This window comes from Bergeyella porcorum (assembly GCF_042427575.1).
GTDB classification, from domain to species: domain Bacteria; phylum Bacteroidota; class Bacteroidia; order Flavobacteriales; family Weeksellaceae; genus Bergeyella; species Bergeyella porcorum.
The window spans coordinates 119143-135732 of the sequence record NZ_JBHMFD010000012.1; the positions used below are offsets into that span (position 1 = coordinate 119143).

A 16590-nucleotide genomic window follows, 5' to 3' on the forward strand; every position below is an offset into this window, starting at 1 on the left:
AAAACTATGCTCACAAAAATCTATTGCATCAATTCTGGTCACATCCACGAGGTGGATTTAAAAAACCGAAAGGAAAACTACCTTGTTTGTCCAGAATGCTCAGCAGACCGAAAAAAGAAAAATGCTAAATGCCTTGGTTTTAATGCGGAGGAAGGTATAGGTCATTGTAATCATTGCGATGCTCGATTTGTAGAACATAGACCTTTTGCGAAGAACCAAAAACACTACAAAAAACCTGAAAAAGTTAATCTTACAAATCTTTCAGATAGGGCAGTTCAGTATATGAAAAACCGCTTCATTGGACAGGGGACACTCAATAAAATGAAAGTTTCTTCATCGGTTCAATGGATGCCGCAAGTGGGAAAAAATAGAAATTGTATTGCGTTTCCTTACTATCGAAATGGAGAGCTTATCAATGTGAAATATCGGGATGCTGAAAAGAACTTTAAGCTTGAAAGTGGTGCAGAGCTGATTTGGTACAATTACGATGCAATTCTTAATCACAAAGAAATAATCATCGTAGAGGGTGAAATAGACGCTTTAAGCTGGATTGAGGAAGGTTACGAAAATGTGATTTCAGTTCCTAACGGTGCTAACGCTGTGAATATGCCTTATTTGGAAAGCAGTTTAGAGGACCTTGATAAGGTTGAAAAATTTTATATCGCCACAGATGTAGATGAGAAAGGTTTGCAACTTCGGGATGAGTTGGTAAGGCGATTAGGGCAAGAGAAGTGTTTTTTATGCTCATTTGAGCGGTTTAAAGACACAAATGAATATCTAACCCATAAAGGAAATAAAAGCCTTTGTAATGTCTTAAAAAACGCCAAGGAAATAAAAATAGATGATGTTTTTGAAGCAAAGGATTTTTTCGATGAAATAGATGACCTTTTCAAAAATGGAATGCCAGAAGGTACTCGAACAGGGTTTTATGATCTTGATGAATGTATCCGCTGGGAAACCAAACGCCTTGCAATATTCACTGGGACACCAGGTAGTGGTAAATCTGAATTGGTAGATGATATTGCTGTAAGACTAAATATCTTACACGATTGGAAAGTAGCATATTATTCACCTGAAAACTTCCCAATCAAAACACATTATGCAAAGCTTCACGAAAAGCTGGTAGGAAAAAAATTTGGACAAAGATATTCTAGTGCAGATGAGTTTTATAACGCATTAGATTATATCACAGAAAATTTCTTTTGGGTAGCACCACCAGAGGATTTTACGGTGGATGATATTTTGAAAAAATTTGAAATTTTAGTCAAGAGAAAGGGAATAAAAATTTGTGTGATAGACCCATTTAATAGGATTGATAAACCTACAGGATTTGACAAGTTGGATGCTATTTCTCAAATACTTATCAAGCTTTCAAATTTTGCTAAAAAGCACGATGTTTTAATGATTTTGGTGGCACACCCAAAAAAGCTCCAAAAAGATAAAGAGGGCTTTTATCCAATGCCTACAATGTATGATATATCTGGCTCCGCAGACTTTTGGAATATGGCAGATTATGGCGTAGGAATAATGCGTGAACAAGATGCAGAAACTAAAAAATTTCTGAATTACGGTACAATAGCTATCCAGAAAGTGAAATTAAAAAATCTGGGTAAAACTGATGCTATTTGCTACAAATACAATTACAATAATGGAAGATATGAAAGTGAAAATTCAATCATAACAGATTGGGATAATAGTAATTGGGTTGTAAAGAAGTATCAATCCAAAGGTGATGTATTAGCTAAGAGTATAACGGCTGAACCAAATTCGGTTTTTAACACCAATAATGATGAAGATGAAGATTTCCCTTTCTGATAAAATACTGAAAATATTGGAGGAAAAATATGAAAGCTCTGGCGGGCATTGTGGGGTGTATGGTGCAGAACTAGTAAACAGGTTACGCATAGAATGGAAAGAGATTCGAAATGCAATAAAACCGCTTTACAGGGATAATAAAATTAGAGTAAGTGAAGGTTCAAAAGGTAAATTATTTTTAATCAATCGTGAAAAAAGGAAGAGAAAAATGGTCCGCCAAAAAAGAAAAAGAAACTCCGAGTAATGGAGCATATAGAAAACTTAATAAAAGAATCAGAGGAAAGAATTAAAAATATTAAATAAAATGAAAATAATACCATTTGCAAACTACAAAAGAGCGGCAGAAGTTGCTGAGAATATGAACCCTAATCACATTGTCCTTTCGAACAACGAAACTAGAGGAACAACATATTACCGATGGTTGTTCTCTGAAGATGCAACCGTGCTTGTCTACACGCACGGAGAAGGGAAAGTAGAAAGCCGTTTCCAGACTTACTTCCTAATCCGAGGGACTGCCACTAAGGTAGGCAGAGATGCTGAAAACTTAGATTTTTATAACGAAAAAATAGAGGTAAAATAATTAAATGCACATAGACAATCCCACGCACACCAACGCCAAGAGAGAGCGAGAAAAGGCTATCAAGGCGTTGGAGGCAGCAAAGAAAATCTCCCGCAAGGTGGTATTCCTCAAAAGAGGGGTAAGCGGGGAAGAATTAAAGGAAATTATACGGAAGCCACCTCCGAACAAAGGAAGAAAGAAAAAGAAATGATAGATAACGCACAATATTCCGAGTTATTATCAATTGCACGGCGAAAATTCCAAGAAAATGGAGAGGATATAGTACACGATTATATAGTTCAATTCAATTTTGACTATAACAAAATCAAAGCTCTACTATGCTCTCAAGGTTATTACCTCAATCTTAAATATCAATGCGAGGAAGATAAACAAATTAAGGAATCAAGGAATTTAAAGCGAGATAAAAAATGTTCCTACTGCCAAAAAGTAAAGCCACCCTCGGAGTTTTACATCTGCAACGGGAGATTTGGAGAGAAATTCCTATCCAGCCAGTGTAAAGAGTGCGTGTACCTAGCTAAAAAAAAATGGCTTGAAGATAACAGGGAAAGAGAGCAAGAACGAGTAAGAAGATATTATGCTGAAAACAAAGAAAGAATTAAAGCACAAGCACGAAGAAGAGCCCTTGAGAAAAAAGCAAATACGAAGCAAGAAGCGAGTTAAAGACTTAGGAGAGGTTTTCACCAACGAGCGAGAAGTAAACGCAATGCTTGATTTAATTCCTAACATCACAATAGAAATGACTTTTTTAGAGCCGAGTTGCGGAAATGGTAATTTCTTGACTGAAATTTTAAGGAGAAAATTAAACCTTATTTCTCAAAATGATGATAAACTAACAGCGATATTAAAATGCTACAGCTCTATTTACGGAATAGATATAATGCACGACAATGTAGAAGAAACTAAACAAAGGCTTTTAGATATGCTACCAATGAGAGAGTTGGAACAAGAGGTTAAGGCTCTTTTAGACAAGCAAATTATCGTTGGTGATTTTCTGAAAATGTACGGATACGAAGAAACTAAAAAGAAGAATAACAATAAAAACAATCTAAAATGAAAAAGATAGATAAAGTTTTGACTTGGATATTATTAATAACGATGAGTTTATTGTTTTTGTTAGGATATGTAACAATGACAGAATACTTGTTATTCTTAATATTATCGAAATTAAATTATTAGAAAAATGAATATCCCTAAAGATATTACCCGCTGCCTTGGTAACCACTGCAAATTCAAAATGAAGCAGAAATGCAGAAGATGGATAGGCAACGAAAAGGAAAAAGAAACTTTCTCCGTGGCTGACTTCCACCCAGAGAAAACAAAGAAAGAATGGAAGTGTGATTTTAAAATAGAAAAAGAAAAAATATGAAACTAAAGTACATTAATTCAGACTATGTTCCGAAAGGACAATTAGAGGGATTCCCTCTTGAAGTAATTGACAAAATGCTCGAAAGACAAGTAGAGCAGAGGAATGAAGCTAATGTAAAAGTGTTTGAGAATTCTAAATGGTCAGATTATGGTGAACAAGGATTTAACTGGCATAGTACAGAAGAGGGTTTTGGTTTTTGGAAGTCTGTAATAGATATTAAAAACTTTGACACTTTCTTTGAAAAATATCCAAAAGAAGAAGAAGAATACAAACCTTTTGATTTTTCTGATGGAGTGAAAAACCATTTAGATTTACTTGGGAAGAAGTTTTTTTCAAAAGAAGGTGATTTTGTAACAGTTATAAACGAATTAGAATATAGTAAAGATACTGAAATCTCTTACATTAATAGGATGAAAGCAGATGATTTATTTTATTATTACACTTTTGAAAACGGAGAGCCAGTGGGAATTAAAATTGAGAAAAATGAAGAATCTAAAGCAACAGATTCACGATAAATACGATGGTCTATGTGCTTACACAGGACAACCGTTAGGAGATGACTGGCAGATAGACCATGTAAAACCAAAGGTACAAGGGGGAGGAGATGATTTTGATAATCTTCTCCCAGCTTTGAAAATCGTAAATCACTATAAGAGATGTCAAGATTTAGAAAGTTTTAGAAAGTATATGATGAACTTTCATATAAGATTGTCAAAACTACCTAAAATGACACGGGTTGAAAAGACTAAGAAGAGAATAGTTTATATGAATAATATAGCATCTGCCTTTGGGATAACTCCTGAGCGAGGATTTGATGGGAAATTTTATTTTGAAAAAATATGACAACTCAAGAAAAATTACAAGCGGTAACAGAACAGATTAGAAAAGACATTCCGAGATTGATGGAATTGTCTGAGGGGTGTTTGGTAAAGTCTACAATAGGAGACGATTATTTAAAGATTGTTGGAAATATATCAAACTCGTATGTATTGTACGATGGTTTGGGAGTACACGAAATTCGCAAGGAGGATTTCCCTAAGTATTTCAAAATTGTTGGACACGAACCAATGATAAATGATGTTATAGAATGGGCTGAAATGGCATTAGGTGATAGAATATATATATCTTCTAATCCAGATGGATTATTCTTGTCTTATTCACCAAAAGAAGATTATGGAATTATATGTTATTGGGACTTGTCTAAACCTTATCTAAAAGACCAAAGTGATAAGTTAAAAGAATTTTTGTACAATTTAATGAATAAGTAAAACCACTATTGTGATGACAAAAGAAACATTCAACTTCGAAAACTTCCTTTCTGAAAATGGATATGAAAAGGAGGTTATAAATGACGGAAACGGAGAGGTGTATGCTATCATATACCAAAAAGAAGTAGCAGAAAAAAGATGGAATGCTATTACTTTTCATAACAACGGGAAGATTACCGCTTCATCCCATTATGGGGTATTAGAGTTTCTGGATGCTGATATTCCAACTAAGGAAAACACCGCTAGGGAAATTCTAAAAGCTATAGAAAAAGTGTAATTTCTCTTGTTAAAATTTGTATCTATCTGCTACAATTAGTAATTTTGAAAATCCTTAAAAATTAGAAAACTATGCTAAATTGCACCATAGCAGGAAACATCACAAAAGATGCTACTGCACAAGAAGTGAACACTTCAAATGGGGTTATATATGCTATTCGTTTCACAATAGCAATAAATGATAAATTTGGAGACAAAGAAAACTCCTCTTTTATCCCTTGTACCTATTGGGCAAAATCTGATAAAATCGTTCCTCACTTAACCAAAGGGAAAGCTATTATCGCTCAAATCGATTGGTATTCTAATACAGAACACGAGGGACGATGGTGGCAAGATTTTAGAGTGAGAAAAATAGATTTTCAGAGCGGAAAACAGCAAAGTACGCCGCCGCCGCTTAATCCCCCTCTTGGGGTAAATACAGGACCAGAGGTGGTAACTCCAAATAATACAGAATCTGTAACACCAGAAAATCCATTTGGAGACGATGATGATGATGATTTGCCATTTTGAAGTGGATGAGAAAATACAAGCAATGATGAGTTTTTATGATATTTTGAAATGAATAGAGAAAACCTGAATAAAATAACAAAAGCAGTAGTGTCTACATCTGGACTTACGATTAGAGAGATAAAATCAAAATCGCGAGAACAAAACAAAGTATTCGCAAGGATGATTATTTCTCTTATTGCTTGCGAAACCTATTCAGTATCTCAAACGGAAATTGCTGATTTTCTAAAAATTAATCAGCAATCCGTTTCTCATTATCTCGAAACCATAAAAAACGAAATACGACACAATAAAGAACTTTCCAAGCAATACGAAAACACTCTTCTACATCTCTATAAAACAAAGAGAAATCAACAAAACACAAAGAAAGATTATACAGGATTTTTAAACTACTGCGAAAAACACTTGGGAATTGCTCCTGTAATGGAACTCAAATTTCACCCAAAAAGAAGATGGCGTTTTGATTTTGCCTTTCCAAAATACAGAATAGCAGTAGAGGTAGAAGGGGGTATTTGGACAGGTGGAAGACATACTAGAGGAAAGGGATTTTTTAATGATATGGAAAAATACAACGAAGCTACATCTGATGGTTGGTCAGTTTTGCGAGTTATTCCGAACCAACTTGAATCTAAACAAACAATCAACTGGATACAACGAACAATAGAGTCAAAAAATTTAAATTAAATTGTATCTATCTGCTACAATTTGTTTATATTTGTATCTCAAAATCAACTTGTAATAAAAAAATATGGCAAAATTAATTGGTGTGTTTGTGGTTGCTTCCGTGTTAAGCAACAAACTGAATGAAGATAAAAAAGATGTTACACTTTTAGCATCAGATAAAGCATCAGAAAACAAAGAACTTTGGGATAACATCTCTACTGGCTCCATTTCTCTTTCTGCTTTAAAACCAGAGATTGAATTGGAGGAAGGTGCAGAGTATAGAGTGGAAATTTCCAAAGTAGAAACAAAAGACAAAGCTGCAGAAGACAAAGGTAAAGTAGCAGAAACAAAAGACAAAAAAGAATAATAGAAGGAGGTAGTGGCGGAATTGATATACGCTCAATTAGTTAGATGTGTTATACTTAACCGTTAAAGTCGGGCAGTTGAGATAACTAATGAAATATCACATCGTGCAGGTTCGAATCCTGCCTACTTCTCAAAACATTATTAAAATAATTTATTATGCAAACATTAGGAGAAAAAAGATGTGGAGTGTATAGTAGTGTCGAATCTGTAGTTATAAAATCAGCAAGAAAGAAAATCGCTGAACTAATTGATGGTCTTGAAAAAGAACGAGGAGACAAAAATACAACGCCAGCAAGTGCAGAAAAGCAACGATTAATTTCTATCGCTCAAACAAAATTAGAGGAAGCTTGTATGTTCACAGTTAAAACTCTCTATGAAAAATAATAGCTGATATATATAGTCCTAAAAACGCTTATGTAGAAAGTCTATAACTTGCTAATGTGGTCCGAGATGGTTAGGCGTTCCGTTGCAAGCGGAAATTACAACGGTTCGAGTCCGTTCATTAGCTCAAAAGGATAAATGGAAATATAGAACATACGCTTTCGTATATTAGGATAGGACATTAGATTTAAAATCTGAAAAGACGGGTTCGAATCCCGTAAGCGTAGCAATCTTCTTTCATATTAGATTTGGTTAGTTTTTGTCCGGCTGGCGGTTTGCCGGTCGGATTTTTTTTGAAAGAAAAACGAACGAATGAACAATCAAAAAGAAATATATGGCAAAACAAAAAATAATTCAAAGTGAGTTAAAATCAATCCCTATATCGGAGTTGGTAGAAAATAGCGTGAATCCGAATGTACATCCAGAAGCACAGATAAAAGCTATAGCGGAAAGTATTGAGCGTTACGGGCAGTATTACCCTATCATCTGTGATGAGAATTATAACATACTCTGCGGACACGGAAAGAAAAAGGCATTAGAGTATCGTGGAGAAACATTTGCGGAGGTAAGAATTATCAGCGGTCTTTCTGAAAAGCAAAAGAAGAAGCTTCTTATAGAAGACAACAAGATTCAGTCTTTATCTTATACCAATTATGATAAAGTAGAAGAAATTATCCGAGATATTGGAGATACGGATATCATCGGATTTCCAACGGAGTTTCTTAACACAATTATCAATGAAATTTCGGTTGATAATATGGGAGTAGATTTTTCTCAACCAGCAAGAGTAGAAGATGTATTTGATACAAATACTCAAACTCCAGAAGTAAAAGAAAAATTGGAAAAACAAAACAATGAGGTAGAAAGCTTTGAAAGTGGAATGCAGCAAGCTCATACCATTGTTTGTCCTCATTGTAATAAAGAATTTACACCATAATGGAACAAAAAAGAGATTTATTCAAACCGTTGAAAGAAATTCAGTTTGTAGATAGAAACTTACTGAAAGCAAATGACTATAACCCAAATAAGGTTTTAGAAAACAATCTACAACTACTTATTCAATCTATTCTTACAAACGGGTTCTGCTTTCCTATAGTATGTCGTCCAGATATGACCATAATAGATGGCTTTCATAGATGGACAGTATCTGGGAGAGAGCCACTCAAAACACTTTTAGGAGGTAAGGTGCCTATTGTGATTGTAGCTCACGAAGATGAAAGTAAGAATGTTTATGGCACTATTACTTTTAACCGTGCGAGAGGTACCCATTTACTGGAACCGATGGAGAAAATCGTGAAAGACTTGTTAGATAAAGGAAAATCTATTGAGGAAATTTCCAAAGAAACAGGGATGAGGAATGAGGAAATTTTTAGATTATCTAAATTGGATAGAGAAGGATTTCTAAAAGTAATGGCAAGGCGACAAACTTATAATAAAGCAGAAGTAATACGAAGAGCGTGATTAGAAAAAATTATAACATAGATGTGGTAAAGGCAGCTGAAAGGCGTGTCTTGGAAACCTTTAATAAAAACCAATATGTATCAATGTCTTTCTCTGGTGGGAAAGATAGCATTTGCCTTGCCAATGTGGTCCTAAAGACAATGATAAAGTACAATATTGATTTTTCCCGTCTTATTGTAATTTTCTTTGATGAAGAAGCTATTTATCCTGATATAGAAAAAATAACGCTGCATTGGCGAAATGTATTTCTTTCTCACGGAGCTAAATTTTATTGGTTTTGTTTGCCTATCAAGCATTTTAATTGTTGTAATAGACTTTCTAATGATGAAAGTTTCATTTGTTGGGAGCCTGGTAAATCGAATGTATGGGTGCGTGAAATGCCCAAATTTGCTATAAGAAATCACGCTAAATTCAAGATGGGAATGTCTTACCAACAGTTTGGAGAGAAAATATTTAAAAATACACCACAAATTGTAGGTTTAAGAGTTGCTGAAAGTGTGCAGCGTTTGGGTTCTATTGCAGGTATTACAAAATCTAATTTTGTCTATCCTCTATATGATTGGAAAGATGATGATGTTTGGCTTTATATCCAACGGGAAAACCTTCAATTTCCAGAAACTTATATCTACCTATATAAGGTAGGAGTACAAAGAAATAAACTAAGAATCTCGCAGTTTTTCTCTATTGATACTATCAAGTCTTTGCCAAAAGTTTTAGAGTTTTATCCTGATTTATACCAAAGGGTAATCCGAAGGGAACCTAACGCAGATTTAGCATTTCTTTATTACGAAACAGATATGTTCCGAAGTGCAACACAAGGTAGGAAATTTTCTGAAAAAAAAGATTACAAGAAAATGCTTTTTGATGAGCTGAAAAAAGCTGCTAAAAATCCTAGTGATTATGCTGACTATGAAACAACAAAAAAGATTGTTTCCAGAATGGTGAAGGACAATTATTCTAATGCTATTTACCAAAAGGTTTATCAGCTTTTAATTTCTGGTGATCCAAAAAAGAGAGAATATCGTGTACTTATAGGGAAAATAGAAAAAGAAAATAGCTATGGCTAAAAATGGGAATGATAAAGCAACAGAATTACTAGCGCAAGCAGAAGAATTAAGAAGAAAAATACGTGCTCCTAAGCTTAAACCAGAAAATAAACGAAAGCTTCAAAAAGAACTAATATTAATTTGCTTAGAGATGAGTTTTGGCATTGTTGGAGCCGCTTGTAAAAATGCAGGAATTGGACGAACAACCTATTATGAGTGGTTTAATAATGATTTAGAGTTTAGAGAAAAATGCCAAGAAATTACAGAATCTCAAATTGACTTAGCTGAAGCTGCATTATTCAAGAATATCCAGAAAGGAGACACTACCTCTATTATTTTTCTTTTAAAATATCGTGGTAAAGATAGGGGGTACGCTAATAAAACCATTATTGAAGGCGATATAAGGCAAACCACTTTAACAGCAGAGGAAGCTATTGAAAAGCTTAACGATAAAGAATTGAATATGTTAGCTGATATTGGCAGTAAAATATTAAAAAATGAGTAAAGACAAAGACATAAATACGGATGTTGCTATTGCTGCCTTAGCCAAGGTGTGCAAAATGAATTTTTTCCGATTTGTGCAGGAATTTTGGGAGGAAATAATCCCTGAAACTCCTGTGTATAATTGGCATATTCCGTATTTGTGTGATGAACTTCAAAAGGTTTCTGAAAATGTTTTTAAGAGAAAAGAGAAACTTTATGATTTACTTATTAATATCCCACCAGGTACTACAAAATCAACTATAGTAACTATTATGTGGCCTGCGTGGCTATGGACTATTGATCCAACACTTCGTATTATTTCTAATTCCTATGCTGGGGATATATCCACTGAGCATTCTATGAAGTCAAGGGATATTATCACTTCTGATAAATATAAACTTCTTTTTCCAGAGGTGGTTTTGAGAAAAGATAAGTCGGGAAAACAAGCTTATGATAATACCCAAAATGGAGCAAGATATACTACATCTACTGGGGGTGCTATTACGGGTAAACACGCTCATATCATCATCAATGATGACCCGCAAAATCCAAAACAGGCAGAATCCGAGGCTCATAGAAAGCAAGCGGAAGACCATACCAAGACCTTAGCTTCAAGGAAGGTAAATAAATCCGTTACTGTAACGGTAACGGTAATGCAAAGGCTTCATACCAAAGATGTATCGGGGTATTTATTAGAGAAAAAGAGTGATATGTTAAAGCATATCAAACTACCTGCGGAAATTACCGAGAAAACAAAACCTATTCCCGAAGAGTTATCAAAGCATTATAAAGATAATCTACTTGACCCTATTCGATTAGATAGAAAAGCACTAGAGGAAGCAAAGGTAGATTTAGGTACGCGTGGGTATAATGGACAATTCTTAGAAAACCCAACTTCAGAGGGCGGTGATATCTTTAAAAAAGAATGGTTTAACATTATTTCTTTAGATGCGTTTTCTAAGATAAAAAACAGACAAAGAATCCCAGTTCACTTTTTTTTAGACACAGCATATACTGAAAACAATGAGAATGACCCTACGGGTATTATCCCAACTTGTAAAATAGGAAATGATTTATATATCCTTGATGCTAGAAAATGGTATAAAGAGTTTCCGGAACTCATTAAGGAAATACCTTCTTATGTTCTATCTCACGGATATAATGCTACAAGTACTATTAGAATTGAACCAAAAGCATCAGGTAAATCTGTTATCCAAACGCTTAAAAGATTCTCCAAGCTCAATGTAACGGAAACGCCTACCCCAAAAGAAGATAAAAAAACAAGAGCGTATGCTGCTTCACCATTTGTGGAGTGTGGAAGAGTGTTTTTGGTGGAAGGATTTTGGAATGAATCGTTTTTAGAAGAGGTATGTGGTTTTCCTAATGCAGAGCACGATGAGTATGTGGATTTACTAGGTTATGCTGTGGATTATCACTTAAACAAAAATATTAATTCACAATCACTTACAAATATTTTATGGTAAAATGAAAATAGGAGAATTTACAAACACAGAAGACTTGCAGGAGCAGGTAAAAATATTACAAGTAGAACGAGATGGAAAACCCGATATTGAGCTACTAAAAAAAGAATGGAAAGTATCTGAACACCGAGTTATAACGGATAAAGAATGGCTGCCAGATAAGGAGATTAAAAATGAAAACGGTGAGTTTCAGCGATATAAATATGTGAATAGGATTGCAGGTCCTTTCCAAAAACTAATAGTGAAAAGTGCAGTTACTTTTGGCTTTGGTAATGAAGTGGAAATAGTAAAAAATCCAATGATAGAATCCGACCAAGAAAAGGTATTCAATGCAATAAAAGCAATTCTTGATGAAAACAAATCATCTGTCCACAATAGAAAAGTAGCCAAGGAATGCTATCGAGCTTCTGAAGTAGCAGAATTGTGGTATTATGAAAAAGTAGAAATGCACGAAGATTATGGATTTCCTTGTGAGTACAAAATCAAGGTTAAACTTCTCACACCTTGGAATGGAGAGAAGCTTTATCCTCATTTTGATGCTTATGATAAAATGCAAGCATTTGCCAGAGCTTACGCTATAAATAGGTATGGAAATAAAGAGGAGTATATGGAAATTTTTACTTCTGATGAATACAAGCGATTGAAAAAAATGGATGGCAACTGGATTGAAGATGTTATAAAAAAAGATGATGTTGAAACCCCAGTGTTCTTGGATTTGTCAAAGACAATTAATAAGATACCTATTGTATATGCTTTTCAAGAAGAAGCAGAATGGAGTGATGTACAATACGATATAGAGCGTTTAGAATTGCTTTTCTCTCGGCACGCAGAAATTAACGATTACCACGCAGCACCAAAAACTTTTATAGAGGGAGAATTAACATCTGTACCTCAAGCAGGTGAATCTAATGGAATATTACAAGGAACCACAGGGAGTAAAGCTTATGTGTTGTCTTGGGACCAGTCGCCAGAATCTATCAAGCTAGAAATTAACACACGATTATCTAATATTTTCAAATTCACTAAAACACCAGATGTTTCTTTTGAAAATATAAAAGCTCTCAACCAAATTTCGGGAGTAATGCTGAAAATGCTCTTTATGGATGCTCATATGAAAGTTTTAGAGAAAGAAGAAATTTGGGACGACTTCTATGAAAGACGCTTTAATATTCTTAAAGCTTATGTTGGAAAATTGCTAGATCCAACACTTGAAAAAGCAGCAAAAAAACTTTCTCTAAAGGCGAAATTTAAGCCTTATATGATAGATGACACTAAATCGTTTGTTGAGATGCTTATGCTCGCTAATGGAAATAAGCCTGTAATTTCACACGAAAAATCCGTTGAGTTAGCTGGTTTAACGCCACAATCTAACGAAGAATGGCTGATTATACAAAAGGAAAAAGAAGAGGATAATTCAAACGATATATTTCAACCAACAAATTTATAATTCAGATGGAAAAATTAATGAAAATCAACCCAGATTCAGAAAATGAAATCCACGACATTGAAAACTTCGCGGACCCAAATCACAATGTAGTAACACCAATAATGACTTTACCTGCAAATGTTGCCTTAACGGTAGTAGAAGCTTTTCAAAATATTGTGAGAAATGCTGCTCAATCCGCTGAAGCTACAAAACCAGATGAAGACGGCATTACGCGTTATCAAGAATTTGAGGAAGGTGATGTCTATATGGCGGAGAAACCTTATGATGACTATTTTGCCGACCGATACATTATGGACTTCTACAATATTCGTGAAAGAAATATTTGCTCACGAATGCACATTCATACGGGACTAAGATTTGTAAGAATGATGACAGGACCAGAAACACAAATCCGAGTAGGTTCACTTACTCCTTTCAAAATTACCAATGTAGAGGGAGTAACGCCATTTATTCCAGAGGTTTTTGAAGATGTCTTGCCGGATACACCCGAAGGAGTTGTAAGAAAAAGGTATAACCTTATTGTTCCAGAAAATAGTTTTGTGGATATGCAAGTGCCGAGAGGGGTTTCTCATCAGTTTAACGCTATTGGTAAATATGCTGCCATCGATTCTGTACATCCAGAAGAAAGTATAGAAACTTTCCGCGAGAAAATGAGCGGATTTAAGATGATGGCTCAAACTATTTTCTTAACCGAAGACAGACCAAGCAAGGAAAGTTGTGACTTATAATGTAGCAGATAGATACAATGTCTAAATCTCATAATGATAAACACGATCTCAACCACTTTCTTAGAGTGGAATCTTATGTAAAGTGGATTGAAAATCTTTACAAAGCTCTGATAAAAAAAATATCAGGGCTTTCCTTGTCTATAAATACTTCTAACGACAAACCTTTTTCCTTTGATGATTACCCATTGTTAAAAAAACAAGTAGATGAATTGTTTTTCAAATTCGCTAAGTCTATTACAATTCAATTACAAGAAAATAATGTAAAAGAATGGAAATATGCAGAGGATAGAATGGCTGATATTGTCCGTTCTGTAGCTAAAAAAACGAAACTTCCTAAAGCAGTAATATCAGAATATCAAAGGCATAATTTAAACGCCTTAAATGCTTTCCAAAACAGAAAAACAGATGGACTAAAATTATCTGATAGGGTTTGGAAATACACCAACCAATTCAGGAACGAAATAGAAATGGGTTTAGATTTGGGCATTGGAGAAGGGAAATCCGCTGCACAGATGGCTTCAGAGCTAAAATCTTATCTACAAGACCCAGATAAATTATTCCGAAGAGTAAGGGATAAACACGGGACATTACATCTTTCCAAAAAAGCAGAAAATTATCACCCTGGTCAAGGCGTGTATCGTTCCTCTTATAAGAATGCTGCAAGACTTACAAGAACAGAGAATAACATTGCTTATCACGAAGCAATGTTTGAGAAATACAACCAGTTTGATTTTGTGATTGGTATTGAAATTAGACTATCCAATAATCCTAATCATTGTCCATTCTGTGCGGAAATGGCTGGTAAATATCCTAAGGATTTTAAATTCTGGGGTTGGCACCCTCACTGCCGTTGTACTACTATTCCTATTCTGAAAAGCTGGGAGCAAATGAATGAAGATAATGAAATGTTGGTTTTAGCAAAACTTATTACGGATTCTCCCGAGCGTATATTGCAACCCAAAACAAATTTTATGAATTGGGTTAAAGCTAATAAAGAAAAAATAGAAAGAGCGAAAGTAAAGCCTTTTTTCATTCAAAATAATGAGAAGATTTTCACTGATATAATCAATGGAAATTATGATAAAAGGAAATTTATCGATAATAACTTAGCACGATATAGTAATACAACTAATAGTCCTAATGGAGGTTTACTATTTATGGATATCACAGGCGGTGGAATTACAACCGCGATAAAGCTTTATAATAAGCATAAAGGTAATCGTGATAGAATTAATATTCTGAAAGAAATTGTGAATATGAGAGAATTTCAAATCCTTAAATCTATATCAACTAAAGACAATAAAGTGTTTGGGTTTAATGTGAGTCAATACGATGATGTTTTGAAGCAAAAAGAAATGCCTAAAAATATTGCGATAGCTCAGAAATTAGTTCAAAACAAATACGATGTTTATCTTTTACCAAATATATCAGGTATGAAGAGTGCTGATTTTATTACTATCAAAGATGGTAAATTATTCTATTTCGAAGCAAAGACGATTAATGGCAAATCTACTATTAAACAAAGATTATTAGAAGCTTCTACACAATCAGATAGGGTTGTATTGGATATAATAGGTGTAAGTAATCCTAATGATATTGCAGAAAATGTAAAATGGTTTTTTGAGAAAAACGATGATGTCAAAGAAATTCTAATGTTTAAAAAGTCAAGACCAATTTATGTATCAAGACGAAAGTTTGATAGTAAAAATTTTGTCAAAAAATTCATAAAAGAATGGGAACAAAAAAAATAAAGGGTTCTACCCAGTAGCCCCCTTTAATAAATATACTAGCCGTGGCGGTATATTTTCACGAACTTAATCGGTCTCGACCGAGATTTTCAGGGCATTGCTGCCTTTATGTCCACCTCCCCGTCATACAAAACAAGTGAGTTTTGCATTACAAATGTAATAAATATTTTTGATTAAAACAACGCTCTATAAATTATCTTTACTTTTTCTAATCAATTTTTCTTTGCGTATAATCGCATTTTTGGTTTTAAAATCACTACCAAATTCTAATTTAGCATTATAGAGCGTCTGCAAAGCAACGCCTATTTCTTCAGGCAAAAAATGCTCAAACATTGCAGCCAACGAGCCGAAATAATAATCTTTTTTTTCTTTAATACCTTCGTGAAAGTGAATATGAAAAATTGTAGTTTCGTTCATAATGGCAAAGGTAATCAAAATAATATTATCTACGGAAAGAGCGGTCTCAACCGCTTCCGTTCAATTCAGTTTCAAATTTTGGGACTTCCCAAGGCTCGTTTTCAAAAGAATTGATAACTAAAATTCAGCCTATTAGCTTTTTAAAATCTTTATCCAATTATATAGGTCCAAAGCAATCTTACGGTTGACATCAAAAGTAACCATATATTTCAAATTGAAAAATGGATCTGATGATGTTCCCAGAACATTATCCTCTAAAATAGAATTTAAGATTACCTGCCTTCTTTCTATCAAATATTGCTCTATCGTTTCTGCTTGTGCGACAGATATAAATTTTAAAGTTCTTTCATATTCTCCTATGATAACCTGAACCTTTATAAGGTCTTTAGCATAAACCTCAAAATACCCGTAAAAATTAGACAATAGTCTTGCTTTTAACTCATCCTCTTTTTTTTTGTGTTGCTGAATAGATTGTTGTATCAGCCTAGTTAATTGACTTGCCTTGCTCTCCATAATTAGTTATTTGTGGCAAAACTAACAAATATAAATAATATATA

The 16590-nt window shown here is 34.1% G+C and carries 25 protein-coding genes and 3 tRNA genes; 26 read left to right on the plus strand and 2 right to left on the minus strand.

Annotated features, from left to right (window positions below; genetic code table 11):
- Nucleotides 1–6: 6 nt before the first annotated feature.
- The 26 genes from ACFFUE_RS07110 (at nucleotide 7) to ACFFUE_RS07235 (ending at nucleotide 15619) form a co-directional block, all read left to right on the plus strand.
- Nucleotides 7–1815 carry a bifunctional DNA primase/helicase gene (locus ACFFUE_RS07110; protein ID WP_376833944.1) on the plus strand — a complete coding sequence of 603 codons (1809 nt, stop codon included), beginning with the start codon at nucleotides 7–9 and terminating at the stop codon, nucleotides 1813–1815.
- Entirely contained in the window at nucleotides 1787–2059 is a 273-nt protein-coding gene (locus tag ACFFUE_RS07115) for a hypothetical protein (protein WP_376833946.1), read from the plus strand. Before ACFFUE_RS07110 ends, ACFFUE_RS07115 begins: the two co-directional genes overlap by 29 nt.
- A 60-nt stretch (nucleotides 2060–2119) precedes the next feature.
- Nucleotides 2120–2395: a hypothetical protein gene (locus ACFFUE_RS07120; RefSeq protein WP_376833948.1), complete on the plus strand. Its 276-nt coding sequence runs from the start codon at nucleotides 2120–2122 to the stop codon at nucleotides 2393–2395.
- Nucleotides 2396–2399: 4 nt separating this feature from the next.
- On the plus strand, nucleotides 2400–2585 hold the full coding sequence (locus ACFFUE_RS07125) for a hypothetical protein (protein WP_376833950.1): 186 nt from the start codon (nucleotides 2400–2402) through the stop codon (nucleotides 2583–2585).
- On the plus strand, nucleotides 2582–3055 hold the full coding sequence (locus ACFFUE_RS07130; RefSeq protein WP_376833952.1) for a hypothetical protein: 474 nt from the start codon (nucleotides 2582–2584) through the stop codon (nucleotides 3053–3055). The genes ACFFUE_RS07125 and ACFFUE_RS07130 overlap by 4 nt, the downstream gene beginning before the upstream one ends.
- A complete protein-coding gene (locus tag ACFFUE_RS07135) occupies nucleotides 2970–3449 on the plus strand; it encodes a DNA methyltransferase family protein (RefSeq protein ID WP_376833954.1) in 480 nt (159 codons plus the stop codon). The genes ACFFUE_RS07130 and ACFFUE_RS07135 overlap by 86 nt, the downstream gene beginning before the upstream one ends.
- A 126-nt stretch (nucleotides 3450–3575) precedes the next feature.
- Nucleotides 3576–3761: a hypothetical protein gene (locus tag ACFFUE_RS07140; RefSeq protein ID WP_376833956.1), complete on the plus strand. Its 186-nt coding sequence runs from the start codon at nucleotides 3576–3578 to the stop codon at nucleotides 3759–3761.
- A complete protein-coding gene (locus ACFFUE_RS07145) occupies nucleotides 3758–4276 on the plus strand; it encodes a hypothetical protein (protein ID WP_376833958.1) in 519 nt (172 codons plus the stop codon). Before ACFFUE_RS07140 ends, ACFFUE_RS07145 begins: the two co-directional genes overlap by 4 nt.
- Nucleotides 4245–4604, plus strand: coding sequence for an HNH endonuclease (locus ACFFUE_RS07150; RefSeq protein ID WP_376833960.1), 360 nt, complete (start codon nucleotides 4245–4247; stop codon nucleotides 4602–4604). The genes ACFFUE_RS07145 and ACFFUE_RS07150 overlap by 32 nt, the downstream gene beginning before the upstream one ends.
- Nucleotides 4601–5029, plus strand: coding sequence for a hypothetical protein (locus tag ACFFUE_RS07155; protein ID WP_376833962.1), 429 nt, complete (start codon nucleotides 4601–4603; stop codon nucleotides 5027–5029). The genes ACFFUE_RS07150 and ACFFUE_RS07155 overlap by 4 nt, the downstream gene beginning before the upstream one ends.
- A 13-nt stretch (nucleotides 5030–5042) precedes the next feature.
- On the plus strand, nucleotides 5043–5306 hold the full coding sequence (locus ACFFUE_RS07160) for a hypothetical protein (RefSeq protein ID WP_376833964.1): 264 nt from the start codon (nucleotides 5043–5045) through the stop codon (nucleotides 5304–5306).
- A gap of 71 nt (nucleotides 5307–5377) precedes the next feature.
- Complete coding sequence (locus tag ACFFUE_RS07165; protein WP_376833966.1) at nucleotides 5378–5815, plus strand: single-stranded DNA-binding protein; 438 nt, start codon at nucleotides 5378–5380, stop codon at nucleotides 5813–5815.
- A 48-nt stretch (nucleotides 5816–5863) separates the two neighbouring features.
- Nucleotides 5864–6496, plus strand: a complete 633-nt coding sequence (locus tag ACFFUE_RS07170) for a hypothetical protein (protein WP_376833968.1) — start codon at nucleotides 5864–5866, stop codon at nucleotides 6494–6496.
- Nucleotides 6497–6560: 64 nt separating this feature from the next.
- Nucleotides 6561–6842 (plus strand): hypothetical protein, encoded by a 282-nt coding sequence (locus tag ACFFUE_RS07175; protein ID WP_376833970.1) that lies wholly within the window; start codon nucleotides 6561–6563, stop codon nucleotides 6840–6842.
- A gap of 6 nt (nucleotides 6843–6848) precedes the next feature.
- Nucleotides 6849–6972 (plus strand) — tRNA-OTHER (locus ACFFUE_RS07180).
- Between the two features lie 25 nt (nucleotides 6973–6997).
- Complete coding sequence (locus ACFFUE_RS07185) at nucleotides 6998–7225, plus strand: Acb2/Tad1 domain-containing protein (RefSeq protein WP_376833972.1); 228 nt, start codon at nucleotides 6998–7000, stop codon at nucleotides 7223–7225.
- Between the two features lie 50 nt (nucleotides 7226–7275).
- Nucleotides 7276–7349: transfer RNA gene (locus ACFFUE_RS07190), tRNA-Cys, on the plus strand.
- Between the two features lie 27 nt (nucleotides 7350–7376).
- Nucleotides 7377–7449: transfer RNA gene (locus ACFFUE_RS07195), tRNA-Leu, on the plus strand.
- 107 nt (nucleotides 7450–7556) lie between these two features.
- Nucleotides 7557–8159: a ParB N-terminal domain-containing protein gene (locus ACFFUE_RS07200; protein WP_376833974.1), complete on the plus strand. Its 603-nt coding sequence runs from the start codon at nucleotides 7557–7559 to the stop codon at nucleotides 8157–8159.
- Nucleotides 8159–8683: a ParB N-terminal domain-containing protein gene (locus tag ACFFUE_RS07205; protein WP_376833976.1), complete on the plus strand. Its 525-nt coding sequence runs from the start codon at nucleotides 8159–8161 to the stop codon at nucleotides 8681–8683. The genes ACFFUE_RS07200 and ACFFUE_RS07205 overlap by 1 nt, the downstream gene beginning before the upstream one ends.
- Entirely contained in the window at nucleotides 8680–9750 is a 1071-nt protein-coding gene (locus ACFFUE_RS07210) for a hypothetical protein (RefSeq protein WP_376833978.1), read from the plus strand. The genes ACFFUE_RS07205 and ACFFUE_RS07210 overlap by 4 nt, the downstream gene beginning before the upstream one ends.
- On the plus strand, nucleotides 9743–10234 hold the full coding sequence (locus tag ACFFUE_RS07215) for a hypothetical protein (RefSeq protein ID WP_376833980.1): 492 nt from the start codon (nucleotides 9743–9745) through the stop codon (nucleotides 10232–10234). The genes ACFFUE_RS07210 and ACFFUE_RS07215 overlap by 8 nt, the downstream gene beginning before the upstream one ends.
- Complete coding sequence (terL, locus tag ACFFUE_RS07220) at nucleotides 10227–11696, plus strand: phage terminase large subunit (protein WP_376833982.1); 1470 nt, start codon at nucleotides 10227–10229, stop codon at nucleotides 11694–11696. Before ACFFUE_RS07215 ends, terL begins: the two co-directional genes overlap by 8 nt.
- 1 nt (nucleotide 11697) lies before the next feature.
- Nucleotides 11698–13140, plus strand: a complete 1443-nt coding sequence (locus ACFFUE_RS07225) for a phage portal protein (protein ID WP_376833984.1) — start codon at nucleotides 11698–11700, stop codon at nucleotides 13138–13140.
- 5 nt (nucleotides 13141–13145) lie between these two features.
- Nucleotides 13146–13868, plus strand: a complete 723-nt coding sequence (locus ACFFUE_RS07230; RefSeq protein ID WP_376833986.1) for a hypothetical protein — start codon at nucleotides 13146–13148, stop codon at nucleotides 13866–13868.
- A 17-nt stretch (nucleotides 13869–13885) separates the two neighbouring features.
- On the plus strand, nucleotides 13886–15619 hold the full coding sequence (locus ACFFUE_RS07235) for a hypothetical protein (protein ID WP_376833988.1): 1734 nt from the start codon (nucleotides 13886–13888) through the stop codon (nucleotides 15617–15619).
- Between the two features lie 183 nt (nucleotides 15620–15802).
- Here ACFFUE_RS07235 and ACFFUE_RS07240 read toward each other — a convergent pair whose 3' ends face one another.
- Both ACFFUE_RS07240 and ACFFUE_RS07245 read right to left on the minus strand, forming a co-directional pair.
- Nucleotides 15803–16033 (minus strand): hypothetical protein, encoded by a 231-nt coding sequence (locus ACFFUE_RS07240; protein WP_376833990.1) that lies wholly within the window; start codon nucleotides 16031–16033, stop codon nucleotides 15803–15805.
- A 132-nt stretch (nucleotides 16034–16165) separates the two neighbouring features.
- Nucleotides 16166–16546, minus strand: coding sequence for a hypothetical protein (locus tag ACFFUE_RS07245; RefSeq protein WP_376833993.1), 381 nt, complete (start codon nucleotides 16544–16546; stop codon nucleotides 16166–16168).
- Nucleotides 16547–16590: the final 44 nt, after the last annotated feature.